This is a genomic window from Mesorhizobium amorphae, from assembly GCF_014843845.1.
GTDB classification, from domain to species: Bacteria; Pseudomonadota; Alphaproteobacteria; order Rhizobiales; family Rhizobiaceae; genus Mesorhizobium; species Mesorhizobium amorphae_A.
This window is the reverse complement of record NZ_JHQS01000045.1, coordinates 1-23,898: the sequence shown is the minus strand read 5'-3', so window position 1 is coordinate 23,898 and position 23,898 is coordinate 1. Positions and strand designations below refer to the sequence as shown.

The 23,898-nt window shown below is 59.2% G+C and carries 23 protein-coding genes and 3 pseudogenes; 14 read left to right on the top strand and 12 right to left on the bottom strand.

The window, feature by feature from the left end:
• Nucleotides 1-1,176: 1,176 nt before the first annotated feature.
• A complete protein-coding gene (locus DH08_RS17675) occupies nt 1,177-1,464 on the top strand; it encodes a DUF982 domain-containing protein (protein ID WP_192180528.1) in 288 nt (95 codons plus the stop codon).
• A gap of 109 nt (nt 1,465-1,573) precedes the next feature.
• Here DH08_RS17675 and DH08_RS17670 read toward each other — a convergent pair whose 3' ends face one another.
• Complete coding sequence (locus DH08_RS17670) at nt 1,574-3,649, bottom strand: response regulator (protein WP_192180526.1); 2,076 nt, start codon at nt 3,647-3,649, stop codon at nt 1,574-1,576.
• A 10-nt stretch (nt 3,650-3,659) separates the two neighbouring features.
• Nucleotides 3,660-9,380: a HAMP domain-containing protein gene (locus DH08_RS17665; protein WP_192180530.1), complete on the bottom strand. Its 5,721-nt coding sequence runs from the start codon at nt 9,378-9,380 to the stop codon at nt 3,660-3,662.
• A gap of 423 nt (nt 9,381-9,803) precedes the next feature.
• Between DH08_RS17665 and DH08_RS17660 the strand changes: the two genes are divergently transcribed.
• Nucleotides 9,804-10,133 (top strand): low affinity iron permease family protein, encoded by a 330-nt coding sequence (locus DH08_RS17660; RefSeq protein WP_192180524.1) that lies wholly within the window; start codon nt 9,804-9,806, stop codon nt 10,131-10,133.
• A gap of 223 nt (nt 10,134-10,356) precedes the next feature.
• Here DH08_RS17660 and DH08_RS37475 read toward each other — a convergent pair.
• Nucleotides 10,357-10,530 (bottom strand): annotated as a pseudogene (locus DH08_RS37475) (L,D-transpeptidase); the annotation flags it as partial.
• A 118-nt stretch (nt 10,531-10,648) separates the two neighbouring features.
• On the opposite strand from DH08_RS37475, the gene DH08_RS17655 reads away from it, so the two are divergent.
• The 4 genes from DH08_RS17655 to DH08_RS17640 all read left to right on the top strand — a co-directional run bounded on the left by DH08_RS17655 (nt 10,649) and on the right by DH08_RS17640 (nt 13,771).
• A complete protein-coding gene (locus DH08_RS17655) occupies nt 10,649-11,902 on the top strand; it encodes a DUF6600 domain-containing protein (protein ID WP_192180522.1) in 1,254 nt (417 codons plus the stop codon).
• A 584-nt stretch (nt 11,903-12,486) separates the two neighbouring features.
• Nucleotides 12,487-13,125, top strand: a complete 639-nt coding sequence (locus tag DH08_RS17650) for a DUF6766 family protein (RefSeq protein WP_192180520.1) — start codon at nt 12,487-12,489, stop codon at nt 13,123-13,125.
• Nucleotides 13,126-13,196: 71 nt separating this feature from the next.
• On the top strand, nt 13,197-13,388 hold the full coding sequence (locus DH08_RS17645) for a hypothetical protein (protein ID WP_192180518.1): 192 nt from the start codon (nt 13,197-13,199) through the stop codon (nt 13,386-13,388).
• Nucleotides 13,389-13,477: 89 nt separating this feature from the next.
• Nucleotides 13,478-13,771: a hypothetical protein gene (locus DH08_RS17640; RefSeq protein WP_192180516.1), complete on the top strand. Its 294-nt coding sequence runs from the start codon at nt 13,478-13,480 to the stop codon at nt 13,769-13,771.
• Nucleotides 13,772-13,795: 24 nt separating this feature from the next.
• On the opposite strand, the pseudogene DH08_RS17635 reads toward DH08_RS17640, so the two are convergent.
• Nucleotides 13,796-14,688: pseudogene (locus tag DH08_RS17635) on the bottom strand (hypothetical protein).
• 152 nt (nt 14,689-14,840) lie between these two features.
• Between DH08_RS17635 and DH08_RS17630 the strand changes: the two are divergent.
• From DH08_RS17630 to DH08_RS17610, 5 genes are all read left to right on the top strand, one after another.
• Entirely contained in the window at nt 14,841-15,044 is a 204-nt protein-coding gene (locus DH08_RS17630) for a CsbD family protein (protein ID WP_192180514.1), read from the top strand.
• A gap of 321 nt (nt 15,045-15,365) precedes the next feature.
• A complete protein-coding gene (locus tag DH08_RS17625) occupies nt 15,366-16,430 on the top strand; it encodes a type III polyketide synthase (protein ID WP_192180513.1) in 1,065 nt (354 codons plus the stop codon).
• Entirely contained in the window at nt 16,427-17,146 is a 720-nt protein-coding gene (locus DH08_RS17620) for a class I SAM-dependent methyltransferase (protein WP_192180511.1), read from the top strand. Before DH08_RS17625 ends, DH08_RS17620 begins: the two co-directional genes overlap by 4 nt.
• Nucleotides 17,143-18,393, top strand: coding sequence for an NAD(P)/FAD-dependent oxidoreductase (locus DH08_RS17615; protein ID WP_192180509.1), 1,251 nt, complete (start codon nt 17,143-17,145; stop codon nt 18,391-18,393). Before DH08_RS17620 ends, DH08_RS17615 begins: the two co-directional genes overlap by 4 nt.
• Before the next feature lie 203 nt (nt 18,394-18,596).
• Nucleotides 18,597-18,896, top strand: coding sequence for a DUF1236 domain-containing protein (locus tag DH08_RS17610; protein ID WP_192180507.1), 300 nt, complete (start codon nt 18,597-18,599; stop codon nt 18,894-18,896).
• 39 nt (nt 18,897-18,935) lie between these two features.
• On the opposite strand, the gene DH08_RS37185 is transcribed toward DH08_RS17610, so the two are convergent.
• Nucleotides 18,936-19,226, bottom strand: a complete 291-nt coding sequence (locus tag DH08_RS37185; protein ID WP_192180505.1) for a hypothetical protein — start codon at nt 19,224-19,226, stop codon at nt 18,936-18,938.
• Between the two features lie 23 nt (nt 19,227-19,249).
• Between DH08_RS37185 and DH08_RS17600 the strand changes: the two genes are divergently transcribed.
• Entirely contained in the window at nt 19,250-20,020 is a 771-nt protein-coding gene (locus DH08_RS17600) for a hypothetical protein (RefSeq protein ID WP_192180503.1), read from the top strand.
• A gap of 101 nt (nt 20,021-20,121) precedes the next feature.
• Nucleotides 20,122-20,307, top strand: a complete 186-nt coding sequence (locus DH08_RS17595) for a KTSC domain-containing protein (protein WP_192180501.1) — start codon at nt 20,122-20,124, stop codon at nt 20,305-20,307.
• A 22-nt stretch (nt 20,308-20,329) separates the two neighbouring features.
• Here the strand turns inward: DH08_RS17595 and DH08_RS17590 are convergent, their stop codons facing one another.
• Genes DH08_RS17590 through DH08_RS17575 form a run of 4 tightly spaced genes read right to left on the bottom strand, consistent with a single transcriptional unit; the run spans nt 20,330 to nt 21,242 of the window.
• On the bottom strand, nt 20,330-20,650 hold the full coding sequence (locus DH08_RS17590; protein WP_192180500.1) for a hypothetical protein: 321 nt from the start codon (nt 20,648-20,650) through the stop codon (nt 20,330-20,332).
• Nucleotides 20,647-20,829: a hypothetical protein gene (locus tag DH08_RS17585; RefSeq protein WP_192180498.1), complete on the bottom strand. Its 183-nt coding sequence runs from the start codon at nt 20,827-20,829 to the stop codon at nt 20,647-20,649. Before DH08_RS17585 ends, DH08_RS17590 begins: the two co-directional genes overlap by 4 nt.
• Nucleotides 20,826-21,047, bottom strand: coding sequence for a hypothetical protein (locus tag DH08_RS17580; protein WP_192180497.1), 222 nt, complete (start codon nt 21,045-21,047; stop codon nt 20,826-20,828). The genes DH08_RS17585 and DH08_RS17580 overlap by 4 nt, the downstream gene beginning before the upstream one ends.
• A gap of 6 nt (nt 21,048-21,053) precedes the next feature.
• On the bottom strand, nt 21,054-21,242 hold the full coding sequence (locus DH08_RS17575) for a DUF3606 domain-containing protein (RefSeq protein WP_192180494.1): 189 nt from the start codon (nt 21,240-21,242) through the stop codon (nt 21,054-21,056).
• Between the two features lie 912 nt (nt 21,243-22,154).
• Here DH08_RS17575 and DH08_RS17570 point away from each other — a divergent pair.
• Nucleotides 22,155-22,532, top strand: a complete 378-nt coding sequence (locus tag DH08_RS17570) for a hypothetical protein (RefSeq protein ID WP_192180492.1) — start codon at nt 22,155-22,157, stop codon at nt 22,530-22,532.
• A gap of 148 nt (nt 22,533-22,680) precedes the next feature.
• On the opposite strand, the gene DH08_RS37180 is transcribed toward DH08_RS17570, so the two are convergent.
• The 3 genes and pseudogenes from DH08_RS37180 to DH08_RS35845 form a co-directional block, all read right to left on the bottom strand.
• Nucleotides 22,681-22,959 carry a hypothetical protein gene (locus DH08_RS37180; protein ID WP_210328781.1) on the bottom strand — a complete coding sequence of 93 codons (279 nt, stop codon included), beginning with the start codon at nt 22,957-22,959 and terminating at the stop codon, nt 22,681-22,683.
• 117 nt (nt 22,960-23,076) lie between these two features.
• Nucleotides 23,077-23,342, bottom strand: a pseudogene (locus DH08_RS17560) (DUF1236 domain-containing protein).
• Nucleotides 23,343-23,541: 199 nt separating this feature from the next.
• On the bottom strand, nt 23,542-23,898 hold a 357-nt coding region (locus DH08_RS35845), incomplete at its 5' end, for a hypothetical protein (protein ID WP_210328777.1).

Sequence of the window (23,898 nt, the reverse complement as noted above, 5' to 3'; positions counted from 1 at the left end):
TCACCATATGCCACCTCCTCATCCTCACAGATTAGAAGGTGTTGCGTTGACCGGTTGAACCCGCCGGCGCAAAGCTGCCATTTGGTAGAAGATGAATGCGGTCAGCGAGTGGCTGGATCAGCTTCTTGAATCAATTTGGGTGAACCGCTTCGTAACCCATTGACAAATAACGATTATGTTAGTCGCTGAGGGTCAACGTTTCCTATAGGAAATCAATATGTTAGCGGATGGTTCGCCAAGCCGTTTCCTTCGTATTCCCTCGTATGGTCTGGCGAACCAAATGACGATGAACGAGATTAATTGCCCTGATTGAAGTCTGATTTTTAGGCCCCGCGTTCAATAGGCGGCGGCGTAAATGCTGTGATCGGCGGCGGCGTGCCTTCATAGCGAACCACATCGACTAGGGCCGTGTTGGCAGCGGGGCCTTGCCCGAGACGTGACGTCCCCTTGTCTCGTGTCAGCACATTCACGCTGCCATGCTTACACAGCGACCCAATCTTGCCCGGCTCTTCCGGATCGTACCAGGCACCGTAGACAACTGCATCGGCCGGATTTGATCGGAGATGATCAGGCCGGCCAGGTGACGAGCTATGTGGCTCCGCAGAGAAAGAAATCGCTGGTCGACAAACCGCCGACCTAACACGCAACAGGCCCGCCGCCATGAGGGGTTATGGCGGAAGGCCTGTTGCTTGGACGGTCGATGCAATGCACCGCCTCTAGCTAAAATTCAGGAAGGGCGAGAAAGTTCCCGTTGGCGCCGGTCACTCTTCGTTGGCAGCTTTTCCTCGACCGGGGCCGTTGTCGTGCGAGCACTATGCAGTGTTTTGCCCATTGTGTCGCCTCCGCGTCTGATCGACTGTGAGTTCGCTCTGCGGCGGTCGCCTCGTGGTCCATTTCGAGGCGATCATGAGCGGCGTAGGCTTTTCCGCAGCCTGCTTGTTCCGCTCGGGGCACCTCCGCCCTGCCCTACGGGTGACCGACGGAGCCCCTCACCCACTCCCCGACGTTGCTTCGCCCCATCTTTTCCCAGCAAAGCGGTGCTCAATCTGGATGCCGGCTGTGGATTTGACGCTATGGGAACTCGCCGATATCAAACACATGCGTTAGAGACGAAGCCTATTGCAACCATTTGGCTACGCTCGCGTTCTGCCGTTCTTCGCGGAGGACACGACCCCGATGAGTGCTTTTCTTCCAATCAGAATTCGATTTGCAGATGGGCGCTTGATGCAGGTTTCTTCGATCTGTGAAGCCGAGAAAGCCCTTGGCGGGCGATGGGACAACAAGGAAAAACGTACATTCAAGGAGGCAGCTCGCCTCCTCGCTGCTGCGAGGGAGGGAGGTTGCAAGCCTGAGGTTGCCTTTCAAGCGTTCAAAAGGGCGGCGCGAGAGCAGAGCATGCTTCAATCTGTGAAGCGGAGTTCGGCTCTCAAGATGTACGATGAACTTGTCAGATCGCTATTCTAGCGAGAGCGGCGGACCAGCGTAGACGGCAGAAAGAGCGCGCCGCCTAGACGGGCAGAAAGCCTATAGGGAACTCCGGCGTGCCGGCGCTCATCGTGCGGAACCGGCTGCCCTACCCTGACCTGGTTGCCTTAGAGCTGGCATGGGCAATCGCGTGGAAGATGCTCTCGATAAGATCTTTTTCGCGGAATGGCTTGTTTAGCAGCGGGACATTCGATGGTCGATCGGCAATCGCGTCGGCGTCAGCGTATCCGGTTATGATTACCGCTGGCCAGTCCGAGCGGAGATTGCGCGCAAAGCGAATGACCTCCACTCCGGATACGAGCGGCATGGCGAAGTCGGTGACGATGACGTGGAATTCATGTGGTGCCCGTTCGATCATTGCCAGTGCCTCGGCGCCGCCTGCTGCGCAGGTCACTGCGAAACCACGCTGCCGGAGCGATTCAGCGGTCAACTGCCGCAACACGCTGCTGTCGTCGATCAGAAGAATGGACGGGCGCTCTTTGCCCACATCGACCAGAATTTGCTCCACATCGGCCTCAGCTACATCGCTGGCTGGCTGCTCGATTGAACGTGGCAACCACAGTTCCATTGCAGTTCCGCGACCAACGACGCTGTCTATGCGGAGCGAACCGCCGGACTGCTTCACGAAGCCGTAAACTGTGCTGAGACCTAGGCCCGTTCCTTTGCCGACAGGCTTTGTGGTGAAGAAGGGCTCGACCACTTTGGCCAGAATATCCGGCGGGATGCCTGCACCTGTGTCCTTGACGGTGATAACCACGTAGTCGCCGGGCGCCAGATCTTGGGATGCCGTCTTAGTCGTCCGATTTTGCGCGTGCACGCCAATTGTTCCACCCGATGGCATGGCGTCTCGTGAATTGAAAATCAGATTCATCAAGGCGAGTTCCAGTTGGCCGGCGTCGACATGCGCGGGCCAAACGGAATAGTCGACCATCCATTCAAATCGGATCAGGCCGCCCAGAACCGGCGCCACCAGCCCGTTCATCGTGTCTCCCAAAGCCGCGAGACGCACGGCTGCCGGCTTCAGATTCTGACGCCGCGAGAAGGCGAGCATCCGGGTGACGAGTTCCGCGCCTTGTTTCGCCGAGCGCCGGGTCAAGTCGAGGACCTGTCTCGTCTGCCCGTCGAGCGTCATGTGCCGCTCGAGCAATCCCAGTCCACTGAGAATTGCGGCGAGTAGATTGTTGAAGTCATGCGCCAGTCCGCCAGTGAGCTTGCCGATTGCGTCGAGGCGCTGCGATTGAAGAAGCTGATCCTCGAGCCCGCGCCGTTCGGTCACGTCAAGCAAAGTACCCAGGATCTCGGGCCGGCGTCCGTCGGCGCTCTTCGAGAGGATGCCCTGGTCCAGAAAGATACGGTATTTGCCATCGGCGCACTGCCAGCGGAACTCGCACGTGTAGGATCCTATGGTCTTTGCGGCCAACAACGCTTCCCGCACTCTAGGCAGATCATCGGGATGGACCCGGCTCAGGCCAAACCGCGGATCGGACGTCAGCCGCTCCGGAGGAAATCCCGTCAAGCGTTCGACACCTTTGGTAACAAAGCGGGCTGCAAAGGGGGGCTCGGCGGCTCTCGCGTGAAAGCAGACGGGCAAGGAGCTAAGAATGGCCTCTTGGCGCTCCTCCGCGCTGCGCAGCGATCGCTCGGCCTCGAGCTTTTCCTTCTCAGCCTGCAGGGCCTTTGCGAGCAACGCCTGCTCGGCGATCGCCTTGCGCTGGATTTCGAGCGTCTTTTCGTGAAGCTCGACGAATACAGCCACTTTGGAGCGCAGCATGACCGGGTCGAACGGCTTGAATACATAGTCCACCGCGCCTGCATCGTAGCCGCGCAGCATGTGAGCATCTTCCTTGTTGATGGCCGTAAGGAAGATGAGAGGCGTGCGTTTGGATTGTTCGCGCTGGCGGATCAGTGCGGCCGTCTCGTAGCCGTCGAGACCGGGCATCAACACGTCCAACAAGATAACGGCGAAATCCTGCTTCAATAGGCAGCGCAGGGCCTCCTCGCCGGATTGCACGGCGACGACCTCCGCAATTGGGGCCAGGACCTCTTGGATCGCCAACAGATTGCGTTCGTCATCGTCGACGGCGAGGACACGTGCCTTTGCCGGGCCGTCGACCAGTTGCACGATCTCCAATTTTTTCGAACGGATCCGCGATGGCTTTTGCATCGGGCACCCCTCAGTTTACTGACAAGAGCAGCTTTTCCGAAGTCTCGACCCGCGCCCGAGAGCGTCCGATCCAGACCCGGAGCAGCGCCAGCAAAAGATCGAGATCGACAGGCTTGGCGATGTAGTCGGAAGCACCGGCATCCAGGCATTTCTGCCGGTCGCCTTTCATTGCCTTGGCTGTTACGGAAATCAGCGGGATGTGAGCAATAGCAGGCGTGTTGCGGATCCGCCGCATTGTCTCATAGCCATCCATCTCCGGCATCATAATGTCGATCAGGGCAGCATCAACATCCGGCACCTGTTCCAGCAAGGCGATTCCGTCCCGGCCAAGCTCGGCGTGCATCACTTCTATGTCGTAGGTCTCAAGAACGCTGGTCAGCGAGTAGATATTACGGATGTCGTCATCGACGATGAGAACCTTGGCGCCAGCAAGATTGGATTTGTTATCGGCTTCTCCGGGTTCCGTCCCACTGTCCTGGCGCACGCCGCCCGGAAGTGTTGCTGAAATATGCAAGGCCAGTTGAGCGAAATTCTCGGCCCGGGGGACATCCGTCCAGGCCGGATTCAACGTCAGCACTTGCTCGATTGCCTCCGAATGAGGAGCAAAGAACAGAAGCGGCGGCAAAGCGCCCGCGAATTGACTGGCAAGCTCATCGAGCGCCTGCGCATTGTCCTTGGCCGATCTCCCGAAGCCGAGCACAACCGCATCATATGAGGCGAGTTCTATATCATCCGCGTTACCCGCAACTCGACCGATGGCAGTGACCGAGGTGACACCGTCACGGATCGCTTCGACCAAGGAAAGGCGGCGCTCCGGATCGGGGTCGGCGACGAGGACGCGGTGCTGAATGCGAAGCTTCCTCGAATGGATGTCCTGAAACACGCTAATCAGTCCGTCGGACGACACGGGCTTGGTTGAGATGCTCGATGCGCCTTTGCGGGCCAGATCTTCGATGTCTTCAGCGCCGGAAATCACGTGAACGGGAATACCCTTGGTCTTCGGATCATGGCGCAGGAGGTCGAAGAGCACCCAGCCGTCGATGTCCGAAAGCCCCAGATCCAAGGTGATCGCGTCAGGAACCAGCTTGCGGGCCAACGCCAAAGTGCCGGAGCCCGCGGTCGACAACACGCCTTTCAACCCCGCCGATCGGGCCAGGCCAAGCAACAGGCCGCCGAAGGTCGGGTCATCCTCGACAATCAGAACGACCCTGTCCTCAGGGGATATGGCATCGCGATCGTCCATCAATTCCGCTGACGGTAAGCTGCTGGGCAGTGCTGTCGTGACGATTGCCTCCGTGGCCGGTAGCAACTCCGGCTGCGTCGTCACGGCAACTCTCGGACCATCCAAGGGTATGACGAGCGTAAATGTCGATCCCTTGCCGGGGGTGCTTTCGACCCTCAACTCGCCGCCAAGCAGCCGGGCAATCTCGCGACTGATCGAGAGGCCAAGTCCGGTGCCGCCATACTTCCGGCTGGTAGTGCCGTCAGCCTGCTGGAAAGCCTCGAAGATCAGTTTCTGTTTATCCTCCGGAATTCCTATTCCCGTGTCTGTTACGGCAATGGCCAGCGCTCTCCTCGGTTGTTTGGCGCCGTTGCGGCGCCCGGTCTTCTTCTCGACTCGGAAATTCAGGCTGACTTCGCCCGCAGACGTAAACTTGAAGGCATTCGAAAGCAGGTTGAGAACGATCTGCTGCAGGCGCTTCTCATCGGTACGCACGGTCTCGGGCAGAGCGGGATCGACGTTGATGGTAAAGCCAAGCCCCTTGTCGGCCGCAAGCTGGCGGAACGTCCGCTCCATATGCTGTCTGAGATGCGCCACGGGCATATCGTTGATGTCGATCGAGACCGTGCCAGATTCGATCTTCGACAGATCGAGAATATCGTTGATGAGGCTGAGCAGGTCCGTTCCGGCGGAATTGATCGTTCGCGCAAACTCGATCTGCTTTTCGTTGAGATTGCCCTGCTGGTTGGCCGCAAGCAGATTGGAAAGGATGAGCAGCGAATTCAGCGGTGTTCTGAGCTCGTGGCTCATATTGGCAAGAAACTCGGATTTGTATTTGGAGGTAAGCGCCAGTTGCTCGGCCTTCTCCTCCAGCGCCCTTCGCGCCATCTCGATTTCGAGATTCTTGTTTTCGACCTGTTTCTTCTCATTCTCGAGCAGCTGGGCTTTCTCCTGCAGCTCTTCGTTCGTGGCGTGGAGCTCTTCCTGCTTCTTGGTGAGCTCGGTCTGACGCGCCTGCAATTCGGATGTCAGCAGTTGCGACTGCTTGAGCAGGCCTTCGGTCCGCATCGTCGCCGCGATGGTGTTGAGAACGATGCCGACGGATTCCATCAGCTGGTTGAGAAACGACTGATGCGTATCGCGAAACTCGCTGAACGATGCGAGCTCGATGACGGCCTTCACCTCGTCTTCGAACAGAGCAGGAAGGATGATGACGTTCGCCGGTGAGGCGCCGCCGAGGCCAGACGTTACCCGCAGAAAGTCCGGCGGAACGTTGTCAAGCAAGATCGCCCGCTTGTCGGCGGCACTCTGGCCGACCAGGCCTTCGCGCAGATCCAGACGTTGCTTTATGGCCGCCTTGCTCTCGGCGCCATAGGACGCCGCCAGCTCCAGATAGGACTCCTCCTGGTCGCGATTGGTCACGTAAAAAACGCCGTACTGGGCGTTCACCAGAGGAGCGAGCTCAGACATGATAAGGCGCGACACGGTGGCCAGATCGCGCTCGCCCTGGAGCATGCGCGAGAAGCGAGCGAGATTGGTCTTCAGCCAATCCTGTTCTGCGTTCTTCAACGTCTGATCCTTGAGGTTGCGGATCATCTCGTTGATGTTGTCCTTGAGTGCTGCGACCTCGCCGGAGGCCTCGACGCTGATCGAGCGCGTCAGATCACCCTTTGTCACAGCTGTTGAGACCTCGGCGATTGCGCGCACCTGGGTCGTCAGATTGGCGGCGAGCTGATTAACGTTGTCGGTGAGGTCGCGCCACAGACCGGCGGCACCCGGCACGCGTGCCTGGCCGCCGAGTTTACCCTCTATGCCCACTTCACGCGCGACGTTGGTCACCTGGTCGGCAAACGTCGCAAGCGTCTCGATCATGCCGTTGATGGTGTCGGCGAGTGAGGCGATTTCACCCTTCGCGTCCACCGTCAGCTTGCGCTTCAGATTGCCTTGCGCGACCGCGGTCACGACGTCGGCAATGCCACGCACCTGATTGGTCAGGTTGGTGGCCATCAAATTGACGTTGTCCGTCAGATCTTTCCACGTGCCGGCGACACCGCGTACCTGCGCTTGCCCGCCAAGCTTGCCTTCGGTGCCGACCTCGCGCGCCACACGCGTCACCTCGCCGGCGAAGGAATTCAGCTGGTCCACCATGGTGTTGATAGTCGACTTCAGCTCGAGGATTTCGCCTTTCACGTCGACGGTGATCTTCTTCGAAAGGTCGCCGCGCGCCACCGCGGTCGTGACCTCGGCAATGTTGCGAACCTGGCCGGTCAGGTTCTCGGCCATGGAATTCACATTGTCGGTCAGGTCCTTCCACGTGCCGGCCACGCCGCGCACCTGAGCCTGGCCGCCGAGCTTTCCCTCGGTGCCGACTTCGCGCGCGACACGCGTCACCTCGCCCGCGAATGAATTCAGCTGGTCGACCATGGTGTTGATTGTGGATTTGAGTTCGAGAATCTCGCCCTTCACGTCGACCGTGATTTTCTTCGACAGATCGCCCAGTGCCACGGCCGTGGTCACTTCCGCGATATTGCGCACCTGGCCCGTGAGATTGGCTGCCATTGCGTTCACGTTGTCGGTCAGGTCCTTCCAGGTGCCTGCCACCCCGCGCACCTGAGCCTGGCCGCCCAGCTTGCCGTCGGAACCGACCTCGCGCGCCACGCGCGTCACCTCCGAGGCAAAGGAGTTCAGCTGATCAACCATCGTGTTAATCACGTCCTTGATCTGCAGGATTTCGCCCAGCGCATCGACGGTGATTTTCTGGGTCAGGTCGCCGGTCGCGATCGCCGTGGCGACTTTGGACACGTCACGCAACTGCACCGTCAGATTGCCGGCCATGGCATTGACGTTGTCGGTCAGGTCTTTCCACGTGCCGCCGACGCCTTCCACATGGGCCTGGCCACCAAGCTTGCCTTCCGAACCGACTTCGCGCGCCACGCGCGTGACTTCCGAGGCGAAGGAGTTCAGCTGGTCGACCATCGTGTTGACGGTGTCCTTGAGCTCAAGGATTTCGCCTTTAACGTCGACAGTGATCTTTTTCGAAAGATCGCCTCGGGCGACGGCCGTTGTCACCTCTGCGATGTTGCGGACCTGACCCGTCAGGTTGGCCGCCATGAGATTGACGTTGTCGGTCAGGTCCTTCCAGGTGCCACCGACACCCCTCACCTCTGCCTGGCCGCCGAGCTTGCCTTCCGTCCCAACCTCGCGCGCCACGCGTGTCACTTCCGAGGCGAAGGAGTTCAGCTGATCGACCATCGTGTTGATGGTGTCCTTGAGCTCGAGAATCTCACCCTGGACGGCGACTGTGATCTTTTTCGAAAGGTCGCCCGAGGCGACCGCGGTCGTGACCTCGGCAATATTGCGCACCTGGCCGGTCAGGTTCTCCGCCATCGAGTTGACGTTGTCGGTCAGATCTTTCCATGTGCCGGCCACGCCGCGCACTTGAGCCTGGCCACCGAGCTTTCCTTCGGTGCCGACCTCGCGCGCAACACGCGTCACTTCCGAGGCGAAGGAGTTCAGCTGGTCGACCATCGTGTTGATGGTGTTCTTGAGTTCGAGGATCTCGCCTTTCACGTCGACGGTGATCTTCTTGGAAAGATCGCCCAACGCCACCGCTGTCGTCACCTCGGCGATGTTGCGCACCTGGCCCGTCAGGTTTTCCGCCATCGAGTTCACATTGTCGGTGAGATCCTTCCATGTTCCGCCGACGCCTTCGACGCGCGCCTGGCCGCCGAGCTTGCCTTCGGTGCCGACCTCGCGCGCAACACGTGTCACTTCCGAAGCGAATGAATTGAGCTGATCTACCATCGTGTTGATGGTGTTCTTGAGTTCGAGGATCTCGCCCTTCACGTCAACGGTGATCTTCTTCGACAAATCACCTGAAGCGACCGCGGTGGTGACTTCGGCGATGTTGCGCACCTGCCCGGTGAGATTGGTGGCCATGGCGTTGACGTTGTCGGTCAGGTCCTTCCAGGTGCCGGCGACGCCCTTCACGCGGGCCTGTCCGCCAAGCTTTCCCTCCGTGCCAACCTCACGAGCGACACGCGTCACCTCCGACGCAAAGGAGGCCAATTGCCCGACCATGGTGTTGACGATCTTGCCAATGCGCAGGAACTCACCACGCAGCGGACGGCCGTCGATTTCGACCATCATCGTCTGGGAAAGGTCACCCTTCGCAACCGCGCCGATGACGCGAGCCACTTCGGCCGTGGGTTGGACCATGTCTTCGATAAGGTCGTTGACCGACCTGACACTGGATTCCCAGCTGCCCGTGGCGTTGCGGACATGACCCCGCTCGCCTATCCGTCCGTCCTTGCCGACGACCCTGCTTAGTCGTTCGAACTCACGAGTGACCTGATCGTTCAGTTCGACGATCTGGTTGAAGGTATCGGCAATGTCAGAATCAAGCCCCTCGTAGACGTTCTCGATGCGGACCGAGAAGTCGCCTCGCCTGAAGGCCTTCAAAGAATTCAGAATTTGTCGACGATCTAGTTGTGCTCTTGATTCCTGCACGCTCACAGTGCCACTCCCAGCCCAGCGGTTTGTGAAATGAAATTTGCCTGATGATGCCCGCCCCAATGCGGCCGAAATGGAGACATCGCGCCGCAAGCTCCAAAACGCAGCACACCTTGATTGGTTCCGACGCGATGCTGCGCGGGCCTGACCCGTCGGCTTTGTGCCATACCGAACGTAAGGTGTTGGGCGACAACAGATTTGTGAAGACCGCTGCAACCAGATTTCAAACCGTGCATTTCAGTGGATGCTAAACGATCCAACCATGTGCTGTTTGTGCTGCGGAGCCCGCGATCACGGCTACGAGTTTTGTCCGCGGCTGAGGCAAGGCAGGCCGCAGCGGCCAGAGACGTCCGTCTCAGAGCATGCCGATGCGGTTCAGAGGAAACTGGATGATTTCAGGCGCTGGCAGCGAGGTTGCCAGTGAACCGGTTCCTGTTTCTCATCGCTGATTTTCTGGCGCGCCCTCCCGGGTTTTATTTCGTTCTGGCGGCCATGGTCCTTTGCACCTTGCTCGTGCCGTTCGGGCTGACCAACGTCGTCACCTATGCCTTGTCGGTCGCCGCAATCATCATAACCGGGGTAGTTCTGATCCAAGGCTATCGCGACACCTCGGCCATCCACGCCAAGCTCGACGAGATCATTGTTGCGCTTGAAGAGACAAGAAACGACGTCGTTGGCCTGGAACATGGCCAACCGCACGAAATCGACGAGAAGCTCGCTGAGATCGAGGCCGAGGCAAAGGCAGGCTAGCGGCTTGCCAGCTCCCAGATTGTCTGCGAAGGCGCTGAAGGCCACCCGCTTCCTGGTGACCTTTCCTCGAGCATTAACAACACAGATCTTGGACGGGCACCCTGTCTCGGTAGCTACTGAGGCTGCTTATCTCCAGCCTCCGCCGCCTGGCTGTATCCGGCTGACCAACTGGGATGCCGACGACCTGGCCTCTATAGTGGAGAAGGGGACAAAAGTTACCTTCAAGGGCGGAATGCGAGAAGCTGGTGCCGATCTTACCGGGCTCGGGCGTGCCGTGAATGCCGTAGCTTTCGATGGAAAGGTCGATCCAGACCGATCCTACCGGATTGTTCGGCCCGGTGCCGATGGTGAAGGGCCGCTTGGTCTTGACTCCCTTGAAAGCAAAGTCGGGATCGAAGTGCACATGGAGCGTTCCGCCAGCCTTTGTGGGGTGCGACAGCGCTAGCGAGATGGAACAATACGACAACCGGCGAATTTGTAAGATGAAGGGCGATCTGTTTCGGAGGATAACTAGGATGAAACGCGTCCTTGCCCCAAATGCGGTCCGATTGATGCTGGGCGGCGTAACCGCCTGTCTGCTCACGGTCGTAGAGATTCCCAATCCGATTGCGCCATTGTCGCTTGTGTCCGAGGCTAGGGCTGCCACGGAAGTTTCGATCAGCACATTCTACCACGACCTATCTTCCCATGGTGATTGGGTTTCTTACCACGGAGCGACCGTTTTCGTGCCGGTTGATGTACCTGATGATTGGCGTCCGTATACCCTTGGACACTGGGTCTATACCGAGCAGTATGGCTGGCTCTGGGTGTCCGACGAGCCATTCGGCTGGGCGACGTACCATTACGGCCGGTGGGGCTATGCCGACGACATCGGCTGGTACTGGGTTCCGGGCACTCGTTGGGCGCCAGCATGGGTGAGTTGGCGTCGTGACAGGGAGCACATGATTTGGGCTCCGCTGCCGCCGCGGCGCGATCCGGATTTGATTTCAATCGAGGTGACCTTCGACGCGACGCCGGATTTTTACTGGGTCGTTGTCCCCATCCGCGAATTCCTTGCTGCGGACATTTCTGTCGTCGTTATCCGTGATGAGCCGGAATTTGTGCGCATTGTCGAGGCGGCCGAGCCGGTTGGCGATGTGACGATCCAGAACAACGTGGTGATCAACAAAGTCATAGATGTTGATGTGATCGAGAAGGAGACGAACCAGGAGGTGACTGTCGTCAAGGTCAGCAAGACCGACGCGCCCGAGCAGTCCGGCAAATTGGAAAACAATACGGTCAGGGTCTTTGAAGGCGAGGTGAAAGCCGATGCCGATGCCAAACCAGCTGAGATCAAAGATATCGAGGAGGTGAAGAAGGTTCAGGCTGGCCGGAAATCGAAGCCGACCGAAGGCGCAGCCACGACCGAACAGGCCGAGCCCGAGCAAGCGGCCAAGCCTCAGAAAAAGGCCAAGGAGCAGCCCGCCGCCGAGCAGCAGCAGGCCGAGCCCGAGCAGGCGGCCAAGCCGCAGAAAAAGGCCAAGGAGCAGCCCGCCGCCGAGCAGCAGCAGGCCGAGCCCGAGCAGGCGGCCAAGCCTCAGAAAAAGGCCAAGGAGCAGCCCGCCGCCGAGCAGCGGCAGGCCGAGCCCGAGCAGGCGGCAAAGCCTCAAAAACCGAAGGCCAAACAGCAGCCCGCCGCCGAGCAGCAGCAGGCCGAGCCCGAGCAGGCGGCCAAGCCGCAGAAGAAAGAAAACAAGGCGTGCGATCCGCAGACTGGGGCGAACTGCTAGTTAAGAGGCTAGGGCACCGCGACTGTTTCATCGCGGTGCCCGCTGACGGCCCAGGAACCATTGCGACGGTAGCGCGTTCGAGAAACTGCCGGTCTGTTTGCCGGACCAATAATTCAACGTAAGGCCATCTGGCTATCTGGAGCGAACCAGCGCTTTCCATGCGCGAGAAGGCGATCCTTCTGATCGCAGCTGACATATGTGTCCCGAACTGGACTGCCGTTCGAGCTTTGCGTTTCCGTCGAGGACCTCCGTGAATGCCCCGCCACATCGCGCCTAAGACCGGCCGGTCGGCCGATACCTCCCTCACCCACTGGTTCCCACTGGTACGATCAATGAGCAGGACATTCTCCTCCTATGACATCTCACCATGCCATCGTAAGCATCCAAGATGAGGTGAAGTTGCATTCTGCAGCACATGGAGACGGTCCACGCACGGCCGTCCTGCTTCACGGTTTTCCGCAGACAGGCCACGAATGAACACGGCAACCGCATGCACCATCGGCGTTTCCGACGCGGAATTGGCACCGCCGCGGTTTGAAGCATTTGGCGGAACCGGCGGGGACGACTGACCCAAGAGACGTTTTTTGAGAGCCATCTTTCGCAACAACGGGTTGACCATCGCTCTGGTCGCGATGTTCCTGTTTAGCGTGCTTGGCATGGTCTGGTCAGGCCAGGCAGCCCACAATGAGGAGCTTCGGGAGCACGGCGCGCCAGCTATCGGGGTGATGGCATATCTGGAGAGCGGCGAGTGTCTCTCGGCCCTGTTCGAAAACTGGGAAAGCGAATTCCTGCAGATGTCGGCCTATGTGATGCTGACCGCGATGCTTTTTCAACGCGGCTCAGCGGAGTCCCGCGATCCCGACGATCCGCATAGACCGAAAGACGAACTCGGCCCCGCTACCCGGAGGCGACGGCCTATATTGTCGTGGCTCTATTCCTACTCGCTGGGCATTGCCCTGGCTGGGCTGTTTATCGTCTCCTTTGCCTTCCACTGGTGGGGAAGCCTGGCGGCCGCAAACGAGGCGGCGCTCCGCCACGGGGAACAGCCTCAATCTCTGGCAGACTATCTTCTCAACGCTCAGCTGTGGTTCGAATCTTTCCAGAACTGGCAGTCGGAATTCTTGTCCACGGCAGTCTTGGTTTTGCTTTCGATCTTCCTCCGGCACAAGGGCTCTCCGGAATCGAAGCCGGTCAATGCGGCAAACTCCGACACGGGTGAGTAGCTCGTCGGATTGCTCGGGGAACTGGTTCAGTATCGCCGCGTTTGCCCTTGGGCCTTTTTGGAGGAAATGCAATGGATGCGGACCTGCGGGTGAAATTGCGAGATCTTGGAGCCACCTTGCAAAACAGAGCCAACGAACTAACCCTGGCGGGTGAAGACGGCGATATCGCCGCTCTGATGTCCGGCGTGGCAGTTACCCTTGAAGCCTTGCTCGTGCTTGCTGAAGAGACCAGACCACCGAGATCGGGACCGTCGGAAGAATGATCCGCATGGAACGATGGGCTGGGAGACCGACCACCCTCTCCTTGGAACGCAACGCCGTCTTGGACATTGCATGGACACAGGAGGCGTCCATGCCCAATTTCCGTTTTGAGACCGTCCAAATCGGCAAGACCACTATATCGGAGGAAGAGCTTCCCAGCGCCGATTTAGCCAGCCCACGGGCAATCGAAATGGCGCACGCCGCCCTGTTGGCAGCAGACCCGACCGACGCCGGTCACTCAGCCTCGATTATCAAAGTTTACGACGAGGCAGGCTATCTGGTGGCCACCGTCAATTTTTCGGACGTAATGCCTGACAATTCTGAGCTCCGACCCCGCAGCAGTAATCCGGCCACCGAAGAGCCCGGTGTGAAGCGATCCGGTTGATCAAATCTCAAACAACCTACCAAGTCAGCTGGCCGTCTTAAGGCTGCGACTTAGCTTTCTCCGTTCAATGGTCTGTGCGTTTCGACGAGCAACTCTCAGCTCTGCAAGCGTCGGCTGCCACCAACCCCTCGACCATTCGTCCGCCCCTGGGAGACTACGTGCGGGCCACGTCCGGACCAACTCAGGGAGTGTGGCCGAACGCCACCTCCCCCAAACGCAGTCGCCGTCTTTGCACATTGCGTTTGGATATGAAGCAGCCAAGGCTCAACGAGTTCACCGGACACTTCGTTGAAAACGACAATGCCGTATTGCTCTGTCGCAACTGGGCGGCCAAGCGGCGGCAAATCTTCGGCTGGCAGTGGATAGCGATGACGGCGACGTTCGGCATTCCGCAGTTGCGAGGCCTTGTAAGCTTCGGTGTCTTTGGCGGCGTCTCGTCGTCGCTTCCTTTCTTCGGGTTCGGCATATTGGGCAGCCTTTTCGATTTTCGGCCATCGGCGCCGTAGCTCCTCAAACGAACGGAACGGCACCCGCCAGGCGCGCAATTTGTCGTCCCAACTTGCCCAGGGAATCGCCCGCAACTCCTCAAGAATGGTCTTCGAGTAAGGCGTGCGAACACGTAGGTCCTCCGACATCTCCAGGTATGGGCTCGATATCGGATCGAAGGCGAAGGCATCACGTCCCTTACTGTCTCCGTGAACGGCCAACATCTCTGCCTCTTGCGCCAACCAGCGCTCGATTCGGCGGGTGGCCGTCTTTCCCGGGACGAACCAGCTCTTGCGCTCATCGCTCCACCTCGCTCGCGGAAAGGCCTGTCGAAATCGCTCGACGGCCATTCTATCGAACGAAAAGCGAGCTTCGGCACCGGCAGCATCCTGTTTCTGCGGCATGGGGTTAGCGTCCGATCTCTTCACCATGCGCCATCAATCATCTGTTTGCGCACAGAAAACGTTCGGCGACATCTAAGGTTCATGGCGTGAAGCGGGGCGCGCCAGACCCGACCCGCTCCCTCTGGAACATAGAGCGCGACCGACCGTTTTGCATCTGTGTAACCAAGGAGGCTATCGACATGGACTGGAACCGCGTTGAGGGAAATTGGAAGCAGGTCAAAGGCAAGGTCAAGGAGCAGTGGGGCAAGCTCACTGATGACGATCTGGACCGCATCGCCGGCAAGCGCGACCAACTCGAGGGCAAGATCCAGGAACGATATGGGATTGAGAAGGATCGCGTGCGTCGGGATATCGACGACTGGTGTGCCCGACAAGGCTGGTAGAATTGCCTTTCGGCAAACGATGGGCGCTGTCGCGTGGCAGCGCCTTTTTTTGAGTGGTGCCAAACCCAACTGACCCCACACTAAGGCGCCTGGCGTTCAAGATCGGGCACTTTCTTATGTTGGTCGAAGAGCGGCGAGCTAGGCCCGGAAAGGCCAAGCTGAGCTGACTTTCAGCGGGCGGTCGGTTGCCCGGGATGAAACCAGTTTTCGGAAACGTTAATGGAACGGGTAACGTTCGAGATCTGACGCCCAATACCGCGCCAGTGAGCAAAGACCCCCTTTGGCCAGCGCGACACCGCGCGAAACGCCAGGGAGCCGGAAATGTCCGCCGCCTATATCAATCGGATCGCGACAGCGGTTCCGGAACACGAGGTTCATAAATTCTATCTGCGGTTCGCGGCTTCGATGCTCGCTGCCAATCGCCGGAGGGTGTTCGAACGCATGGCCGGGCTTGCCGGCATCGAGAGCCGCTATTCCTGCTTTGCACCCGCCCTGGACCCCGAGGGGCCGTCCGTCGATCTTCAGGGGAATTTCGTCCGCGGCGCATTTCCCGGAACGGCCGCGAGAATGGCGATGTTTTGCGAAGCCGCCGCAGTGCTGGCACAAAAAGCCGTCGATGGATTGGAGCTTGGCAATCAAGCGTCACGCATAACTCATCTCATCGTTACCACCTGCACAGGGTTTTCAGCGCCAGGTATCGATCTGGACCTGGTTCAGCGTTGCGGCCTGTCGGACAGGGTCGAACGCACGATGATCGGGTTCATGGGCTGCTACGCGGCGATCAACGGCCTTAAGCTTGCCCGCCATATCGTCCGCTCCGACCCGCGCGCGAGGGTCCTTCTGGTCAATATCGAGCTCTGCACCTTGCATATCAACGAAACCACCGAGCTGGAAAAGCTGCTGTCGTTCTGCCTTTGGGGCGACGGCTGCGCGGCCGCACTTGTCACCGGCGAGCCCCCCGGCATCGAGCTCAACAGCTTCTATTGCGCAGTCGCGGACGAGCGGCGGAACCTAATGAGCTGGGATATCCGGGACCACGGCTTCGACATGGTTCTTTCCGGCCAGGTGCCGGCGGCGATCCATGACGCGCTGCTGAGCAATCAGAACGCCATCCTCGGCGGCCGGCCGCCGGACGCGATCGACCTCTGGGCCGTGCACCCCGGCGGACGTTCGGTTCTCGACGCTGTCGAAAGAGCGTTGAAACTTGCGCCCGCCGCGCTCACGCCGTCGCGCGAGGTGCTGCGCCGATACGGCAACATGTCGTCGGCGACTGTGATGTTCGTGCTGCAAGAGATGCTGAAGGCGCCGGCGGGCCTCCTCGGCTGCGGCATGTCGTTCGGACCGGGATTGGCGGCCGAAACCATGCTTTTTCGAACAGTGTCATGAACGCGCTCAGCCATCGCAGCCTTGTCCCGGAAATCCTTGACGGACTGGCGGCCGACGATCCGCGGGCGCTCGTCTCGCGCCGCGATCTTCGTCGAATTAACGCGCTGATGTTCCAGGCGCGGATCATGACGTCATTGCTGAAGAAATTCGTGCCGAAGCCGCCACGCCGCATTCTGGAGATCGGGGCCGGCGACGGCACTTTTATCCTCACCGTGGCGCGGCGCATCGCTAGGCATTGGCCTCACGTCGAACTGACGCTGCTCGATCGCGTCGGCCTGGTCACCAACGAGCTCTCGACCGAATTCGAGAGGCTGGGATGGAGCGTCGAATGTATCACGGCCGACATCTTCGACTGGGCGGAAAGGGCCGACGGCGGGCGCTTCGACGCAATCACCATGAATCTTTTCCTGCATCATTTCGACGACGCCGAGCTGGTGCGTCTGTTTTCTCTGCTAACGCGGAAAGCTCCGTTGCTGTTGGCGACCGAACCGCTGAGGGCAATGTCGGCGCTCGCCGCGGCCCGGCTTCTTCCGGCGATCGGCGCAAACGACGTCACCCGACATGATGCCGCCCAGAGCGTGCGCGCAGGCTTTCGCGACCGCGAGCTATCTGCCCTCTGGCTTGCGGCGAATGGCAAGCCGCTGAAGGAGGGGCGCGTCGGTCCCTTTTCCCACATCTTCGTCGGCGCCAGCACCAACGCCGGTGGGTGCCTATGAGGCGATTGTCGAGCCACGATGCGATCGTCATCGGCGCCGGACCCGCAGGCACCTCCGTCGCGTTGACGTTGGCCCGGCGCGGATGGGCCGTGGCGATTGTGGAAAAGAGTGCGTTTCCGCGCCGCAAAGTCTGCGGCGAATACATCTCGGCGAGCAACATTTCGCTGCTCGACCGCCTGGAGGTCGGCGGTTTCTGGCGCGCCAATGCCGGCCCCGAAATCCACCGCGTCGGCTTCTTTTCCGGCGAGACTTGCGTCGAGGCGCCGATGCCGGCTGCAAAATATGAGGCCCCTGCAAAGGAGGGCTTCGGCCGGGCGCTGGGCCGTGACGTTCTCGACCCTCTGCTCTTGCAGGCGGCGCGGTCGGCGGGCGCCGAAATCTTCCAGCCTTGCCGAGTGGTTGCCATCGACCGGGATGGGGACATTCAAGCGGTGCGCATTCAGGCGAGGGATGAAAATTCCGGCGACGAGTCCGTGATCTTGCGTGCGCCGGTGATTGTGGCCGCGCACGGTTCCTGGGATCCGGGACCGCTGCCAAGCCAGCTCGAAAAGACCAACAGCCCGTGGGATCTGCTCGGCTTCAAGGCGTATTTCACCGGGTCGTCGCTCGCGCCCGATCTGATGCCGCTGCTGGTGTTTCCCGGCGGCTATGGCGGCATGGTCTTGGCCGATCATGGCCGACTGTCCATCTCATGCTGCATAAGACGCGACATGCTCGCGCGACTGCGCAGGAACTATGGTTCCGGGCACGATGGCCAGCAGGATCGCCATGTGACGGCCGCTGACGCGCTCTTGCGCCATCTCATGGCTTCTTGCCGGGGCGTGAGGGATACTCTGGACGGAGCGCGTCTCGAGGGTCCGTGGCTTGCAGCTGGCCCGATCCGGCCTGGCATGCGCGCCTGCTATGACAGGGATATCTTCCGCGTCGGCAATGCCGCCGGGGAGTCCCATCCGATCATCGCCGAAGGTATCTCGATGGCGCTTCAGTCCGGGTGGCTGCTAGCCACGGAACTCGTGCGCGCGCCAAGCGGCCGGGCGGGGCGCGAAGCTGCCGGCAGGCGCTACCAGGCTACCTGGAGAGGATTGTTCTCGACCCGGATTTACGCAGCTGCAGCCATCGCCCGAATAGTCCTTGGCCCCGCCGCCGGCCCTGTCTTGATGGGAGCGGCTGTCCGTAATTTTCCGCAAGTCCTGACACTGGGAGCACATTTGAGCGGCAAGACGAGGCCGGTTCCCGGTCTTCAATGATCGGCGCTGTGGCCGCTCGCCTCCGCTCGAAACACCGTCCGACTAAATTAGAGAACATTCCGTCGGTAAGCGTGTTCGATCGCGGCAGCTCACCAAAGCAATGCGCCCTGTTTGGAACAAGAGATTTTTCTGCCCGTTAGGATAAGCGACACGGTTTGCGATCAACGCAGCTGAGGGCCGGGTCCGCAAAAATGGAGAATAGTATGAAAATCCACCTTACAACCGCTGCGGCCAGCTTGTTTATTCTTCTAGGGGTGGGTGCCGCCGCCGCCGAGGACGTCATCATCCAACCCGAAGAGGATACTGTCATCCAGGAATACGTGAAAAAGGAGCCCTTGGCATCCATCAAGTTGCCGGGTGTGGAGCTCAACGTCGGCACTGCTCTGCCGGACACCGTCGAGCTTCGTGAAGTCCCCAACGTCAAATATCGCTACGTGGTGATCGACAACCGGACGGTGCTCGTGGACCCCGGCACGCGCAAGATCGTCAAGGTCTATAACTGAGGTTCATCATCGCCTCTATAGCCCTGCCTCTCGGCGGGGCTATTTTTTAGCTTTGCAGACGTAGGTCGGTTCGCGGTCGTCGTAAGCTTGGTAGGCTTGCATAGAGGGAAAACGGGCAAGCTCCATGAATTGACCCGCTGCGGCGAAGGCAAGAATGACTTCATCGGGATAGAGCATTTGACGGAGGAGGAAGTCGAACAGTTTCGCGCCGCTTGTCTTGGACGCGCGAAACGCTTGGGCGACGAAAACGCGCGCAGGCGGACTTTGTAGCCCGGCGTGAATCAGCGCTTGAGGCCGCCAGGATTCGACACAATTCTGTATCGCCTCCATGATGTTTCCAGATGGTGACGACTATGCGTTCGGGACGAAATCGAAGGCAATCAGTTGTTTGGAAAGCTTTTGCCCTCCTCCTCGCGGGGTTAGCGATCACGGCGGTGATTTTCAGCTTTGAGAAGCCGCGACGTGCCTCGCCGCGGATCACGGTCTCGGCTGTTTCGTCCTTCAATTCCGGCGGTCTGGTTCCTGGCCCCACGGTTACAGCGCCTTCGAAGAGCCTGGGCGCTGTCGCTGCCAATCGCGATATCTGGCTCGCAATTAGCTGGAAATTTTCCGGCGAAGCGCGAATGCTGAATGCCGTCACGGTTGGAGGCGTTCCGGCAAGGCGCCTGGTGCGCAGCAATGAGGTGCCCGATAGCGCCAATTCTGAGATCTGGATGGTTTCCGCTGGGTCCGGCGATGCTTTGGAAAACACCATATCGGTAGATATCGCGTTCACTTTCGACGGCGGCAACCCGTCGATCACGACTCAAGTCTATCGCGTGATCGGAGCTTCGGAGATACCGGCTGTGAGCGCTGCCGCAGGAAGGGACTTCAGCATTTCCATCACCATTCCGAACAAGGGCGTCGCCCTCATATCGCTGATTGCTACCGGGACCATCTCCGGCTCGTTGAGCAATGTCACCGAGGACTTCAATGCTCTTTGCGGTAAGAACTTCCTTGGCATCCATGCGTCAAAAAACTCGACCTTCCGGCAATCCGTGACTGCCAGGTTTTCGGGCAGCGCAACTGCAGCTTTTGCTGCGGTCGCGCTGCGGCGGGCCAATAGCCGTCTTAGCAAATCCTGAAACCAAAGGTCGGGCAGACCGTTGGCAATCTGCCAGACCACACTCTGGCTACCTTCAGACCCTCCCGCTGGCTCCGGCCGGCGGGCTTTTTGGGGTGCGTCATGCCGTCGACCTCGATAAGCAAGATAGAGTATGACCCGGCCAGCAGAGTTCTCTCAGTCTGGTTCGTGGCCAGCGGTAAACATTATGAGTTCGAGGGCGTGCCCCCAGCGACCGTTGCTGCGTTCCGAGATGCCTTCGCAAAAGGCTGGTTCTTCAACGATCATATCCGCAATCACTTCAGCTAACGCCTAGTGCCCAAATCGGGAGTCAATCTGCGTCGCCGGCAGCAGCTCGGCGGTGCGGAGGCGCGATCCCGGTCACCAATCGGACCTTGTCGAAATCGACCGTCACAAGAGGCCGAAGATCCACGGTAACCTTGCCAGCTTCATCATCGATGCGTGTGACTTTCCCGACCAGTTCAACGTTTTGGCCTGCCTTGGCCGTGCGGTCGGCTATCGAATGTGGGAAATCATAGGACGGAATGCTGATGCTCACGCGATCCGCGTCGATCCGCTGCAAAACGGCAGCAGTGATCGACACCTCATCCCCAATTCCAATGCCTCTTGCGGATTTGCGCTTGGGTGTCATGCGTCCAGTTCCAGCCGCTTGTGATTTGGTTGCTCATGCCAGATCACCTGCCGCAGGTCGCGCCAATCGACCGCCTGGCCGCAGGATGGGCATTTGTGGAAATGACCGCTCTCGCTCGCCGGCTGAGTGCCGTGTCGCGTGCCGATGATCGGCGGCCCGAGGTCTGAAAGCTTGGTCATTTTGCGAAGTCGACGATCTGAAGATTTTCGTCCAGACTGAATTCGTGAATGCTTCCGGCTTCGTCGATCACCCGGAACCAGTGCCGCTGCTGCACTGCCCTTGGATAGACCACCTTTCCGGTTACCGCTTCGACAGCGGCGAGAGCGTCATACGCATCCGTATCCAGCGAGGTGACGACGTCTTCGCCGTAAAGCTCGTCGACATGATAGCGCACCATGGCAGTCTACCTCTTGCCTAGCTGTTCAGCTTCACGCTCCAGCGTCTCACGATTGTTTCCGTGCTTCTTGATAAGTTCGCGAACCTCGGGGATCGTGAGACCGAATTTGCTGGCGAAATAGCCGACCTCATACTCTTCGTCTCCAGCCACGCGGTCGCGATCCCGAAAATCCCGCTTGGTCTTGTCGTCGGTCACTGATTTTCCTCCTCGTTGTTCAGAATCTCGTTATGTTCACGCTAGCTAATATAAGCCGGTGACGCAGACTCAGTTCCATGCGAAGGCAGGCAGGCGCCGGCCAGAACCGGCTGGATTGACCACCAGACTCGCAGTCCATTTCCGGATGGGCAGCGTGAGCCGGCCAGTCGCCGAGGTCTCGCGACCGAGATGAGGCGGGAAGCTTCTCACCGAAACATTGTCGGTTGGTGTCGACCGCGACCTGGCTTGAAACCGAATGTCCGTTTCCAGGAGATGGAGAATGTTCTGTCAAGAGCCGCAATGAGGTGTCATCCCTCCTGCGGCCGCGTAGGTGAGCTATGGGTTAAGTAGCGCCTATCACGCCTCCGATCGGTAATCCAAAATGGCCCAATGCCGACTCCTGGAATGGCCCGAAAGACGTTCTCGGATGCAGTTCGCTTTGACTTTGCTTTGGGGGGTTCGAGTCCATGGCGTGGGCAAAGAAAAATTAAACAAACAAAATCAAAAGCTTAAATGACAATTTTGGTGGGCCCGGAGGACGTATTAAAGCCCTTGATTTTATTGAGTTTTTCGTGGGCCAAAATCAGAAATCTTCCCGTAACGTTCCGCATGCTCCCGTGACGCCAAACAGTCGACTGTAGCTAGCCTCGTTTGCGAACGTTCGGAGACATGCTCCAAAAACGACGGCAATGGGCCGGAAACGAAAACGCGCCTACACAAAGTGGAAGAAGAAATGATCACTGCGGTTTTCTCCCACGTCGGCATGAGCGCGCGCCATGTATTTCGTATGACGAGTGACCAGGGTCATAAAAGGTTGTCCAGTCGGCCGGGTATGTAATTTTTAGTGGCGACTGTATCGAGGTCGGCTGGCCGGTTGAAGGTCGCCGAACCCTTGCTTAGGGAGCCTAGATTGTGACCCGCAGCCTAGCCATCTCAGCCCGCCAGATCACCGCAATATGCAAGGGCGTAGCCAAGGCGGGCTTTGTCGCCGAGGTTGTGATTAATGGCATCGTCGTTAGACTGGTTCCGGAAGGCCGCGCCAAATCCGCGGCTTCGCTGAGCGAAGATGAGCCGATAGATCATTTATTCTCCGCTTCACACACGCGGGCCACGGCGCAGCCGCCCTATGTCGACACGGTCAGCGACTACTATAAGAAGATTGGCTACGATCCCCGCACGATGAACGAAGACGACTTCACGCGCCTCGTCGCAGAGGCTGATGCTCGTTGGAATGCCGAGACACCGACGCTGCCGCTGGACGAACGGGAGCGAACATTGAGGAAGACGTGAAATGGCCCGCTGCCGGGGAAAGCAGCGGGCCTTCCATCAAGGCTGACCGGAAGCTGGGATTAGGGCACAAGGGCATCCGGCCAGCATTTTCAACGACGGATGCAATTCTTTGTTCCCATGCCGCTGGCATATATTAGCAATCTCTTGACTAAAGCCGCGCTCGCCCGAAATCGCCTGCATGGCGACAGGAAAAATTGGCGTTGGAGATCTGGTGGCGGTAAAGGTTCCAAGCCGGAGAAAAAACTGCGGCTGCCTTGCGAGGACGCCTAGTTGCCGTCCTTATCGGCAACAAAAGAAAGGGCGATAAGGTCGTCAGCACCCCAATCCTGCCCTGGCCATCGCTAATGAGGGCGGCGACCCTTTGAAACGTCGTCATTTCGTCGTCGGTGATCGCGGCCTTTCGCATCCTCTCTTTGAGGTCGGTCACACGCGTCCCCAAAGTGGGGATGTTCCATCGTCAGGTTTCGACATAATTGGCTCCTCATCATTTGAAAGCCCGCCGCTGATTTCGGTGCGGCGGGCCCCTTCAGTCGAAGCGCTTGGCTCATTCGATGACTTTGACGACCGAGCGGGTGTCCGGATCCACGACGACTGTGCGGTTGTCGATCACGGTGTAGCGATACTTCACGTTGGTGCCGATCTTGAGCTCCACGCCAGGAAGCTTCACTGAAGCGAGAGGCTGCTTCTTCACATATTCGCGGATGACTGTTTCCTGTTCCGGTTGAATGACCACGGTGTATCGGCGGCGGCCGAACCGATACCGGCGAGCAGCAAAAAACCTGCGGCGGCTGCGGTGAAATCCATTCTCATAATGTTCTCCTCGTGGGTGAGTGCGCAAGACGACATTGTCTTTGCGCCATCATCGAACGCGAGCATCTGCAAACGTTCCGCCCATGGGTCTACGGTCCCAGCAACGATGCGACCGAAGTCTGCGTTGCCCCTTTTTTTGGGCGCCCTAGTTTCAGAGCACGGCTACTTCCAAGCCGGTCAGATGGCCGACGCCGCCTACTCATCCGGTAGCAGCGTCGGCCGTTTTTATCCGGAACGCATGCGTGTGCTCGCCGATGCCCCGACTTGGCGGCGTGACCCACTTGAACTCAGACTGAAGCCCGATCCCTCCACGCATACGTCTGAACGCCGCAACTATCGAGGCTGGCAATTTGTTCGGTAGCGACCGGTCGAAACATAGCCCTTCAACGACGGTCGATGGATACCCGTCTTCTCCTGCGAGGTGGCGGGTATCCGTTGGGAGAAATCCATGCAGATTGGCGACATGATAGCCGACGCCTTCGCGGTGCTTTGTAAGCGGTGTTCTGACGCCACCTTTCGGATCGCGCTGTGAGAGACGATGTTCGACGCCTGTGAG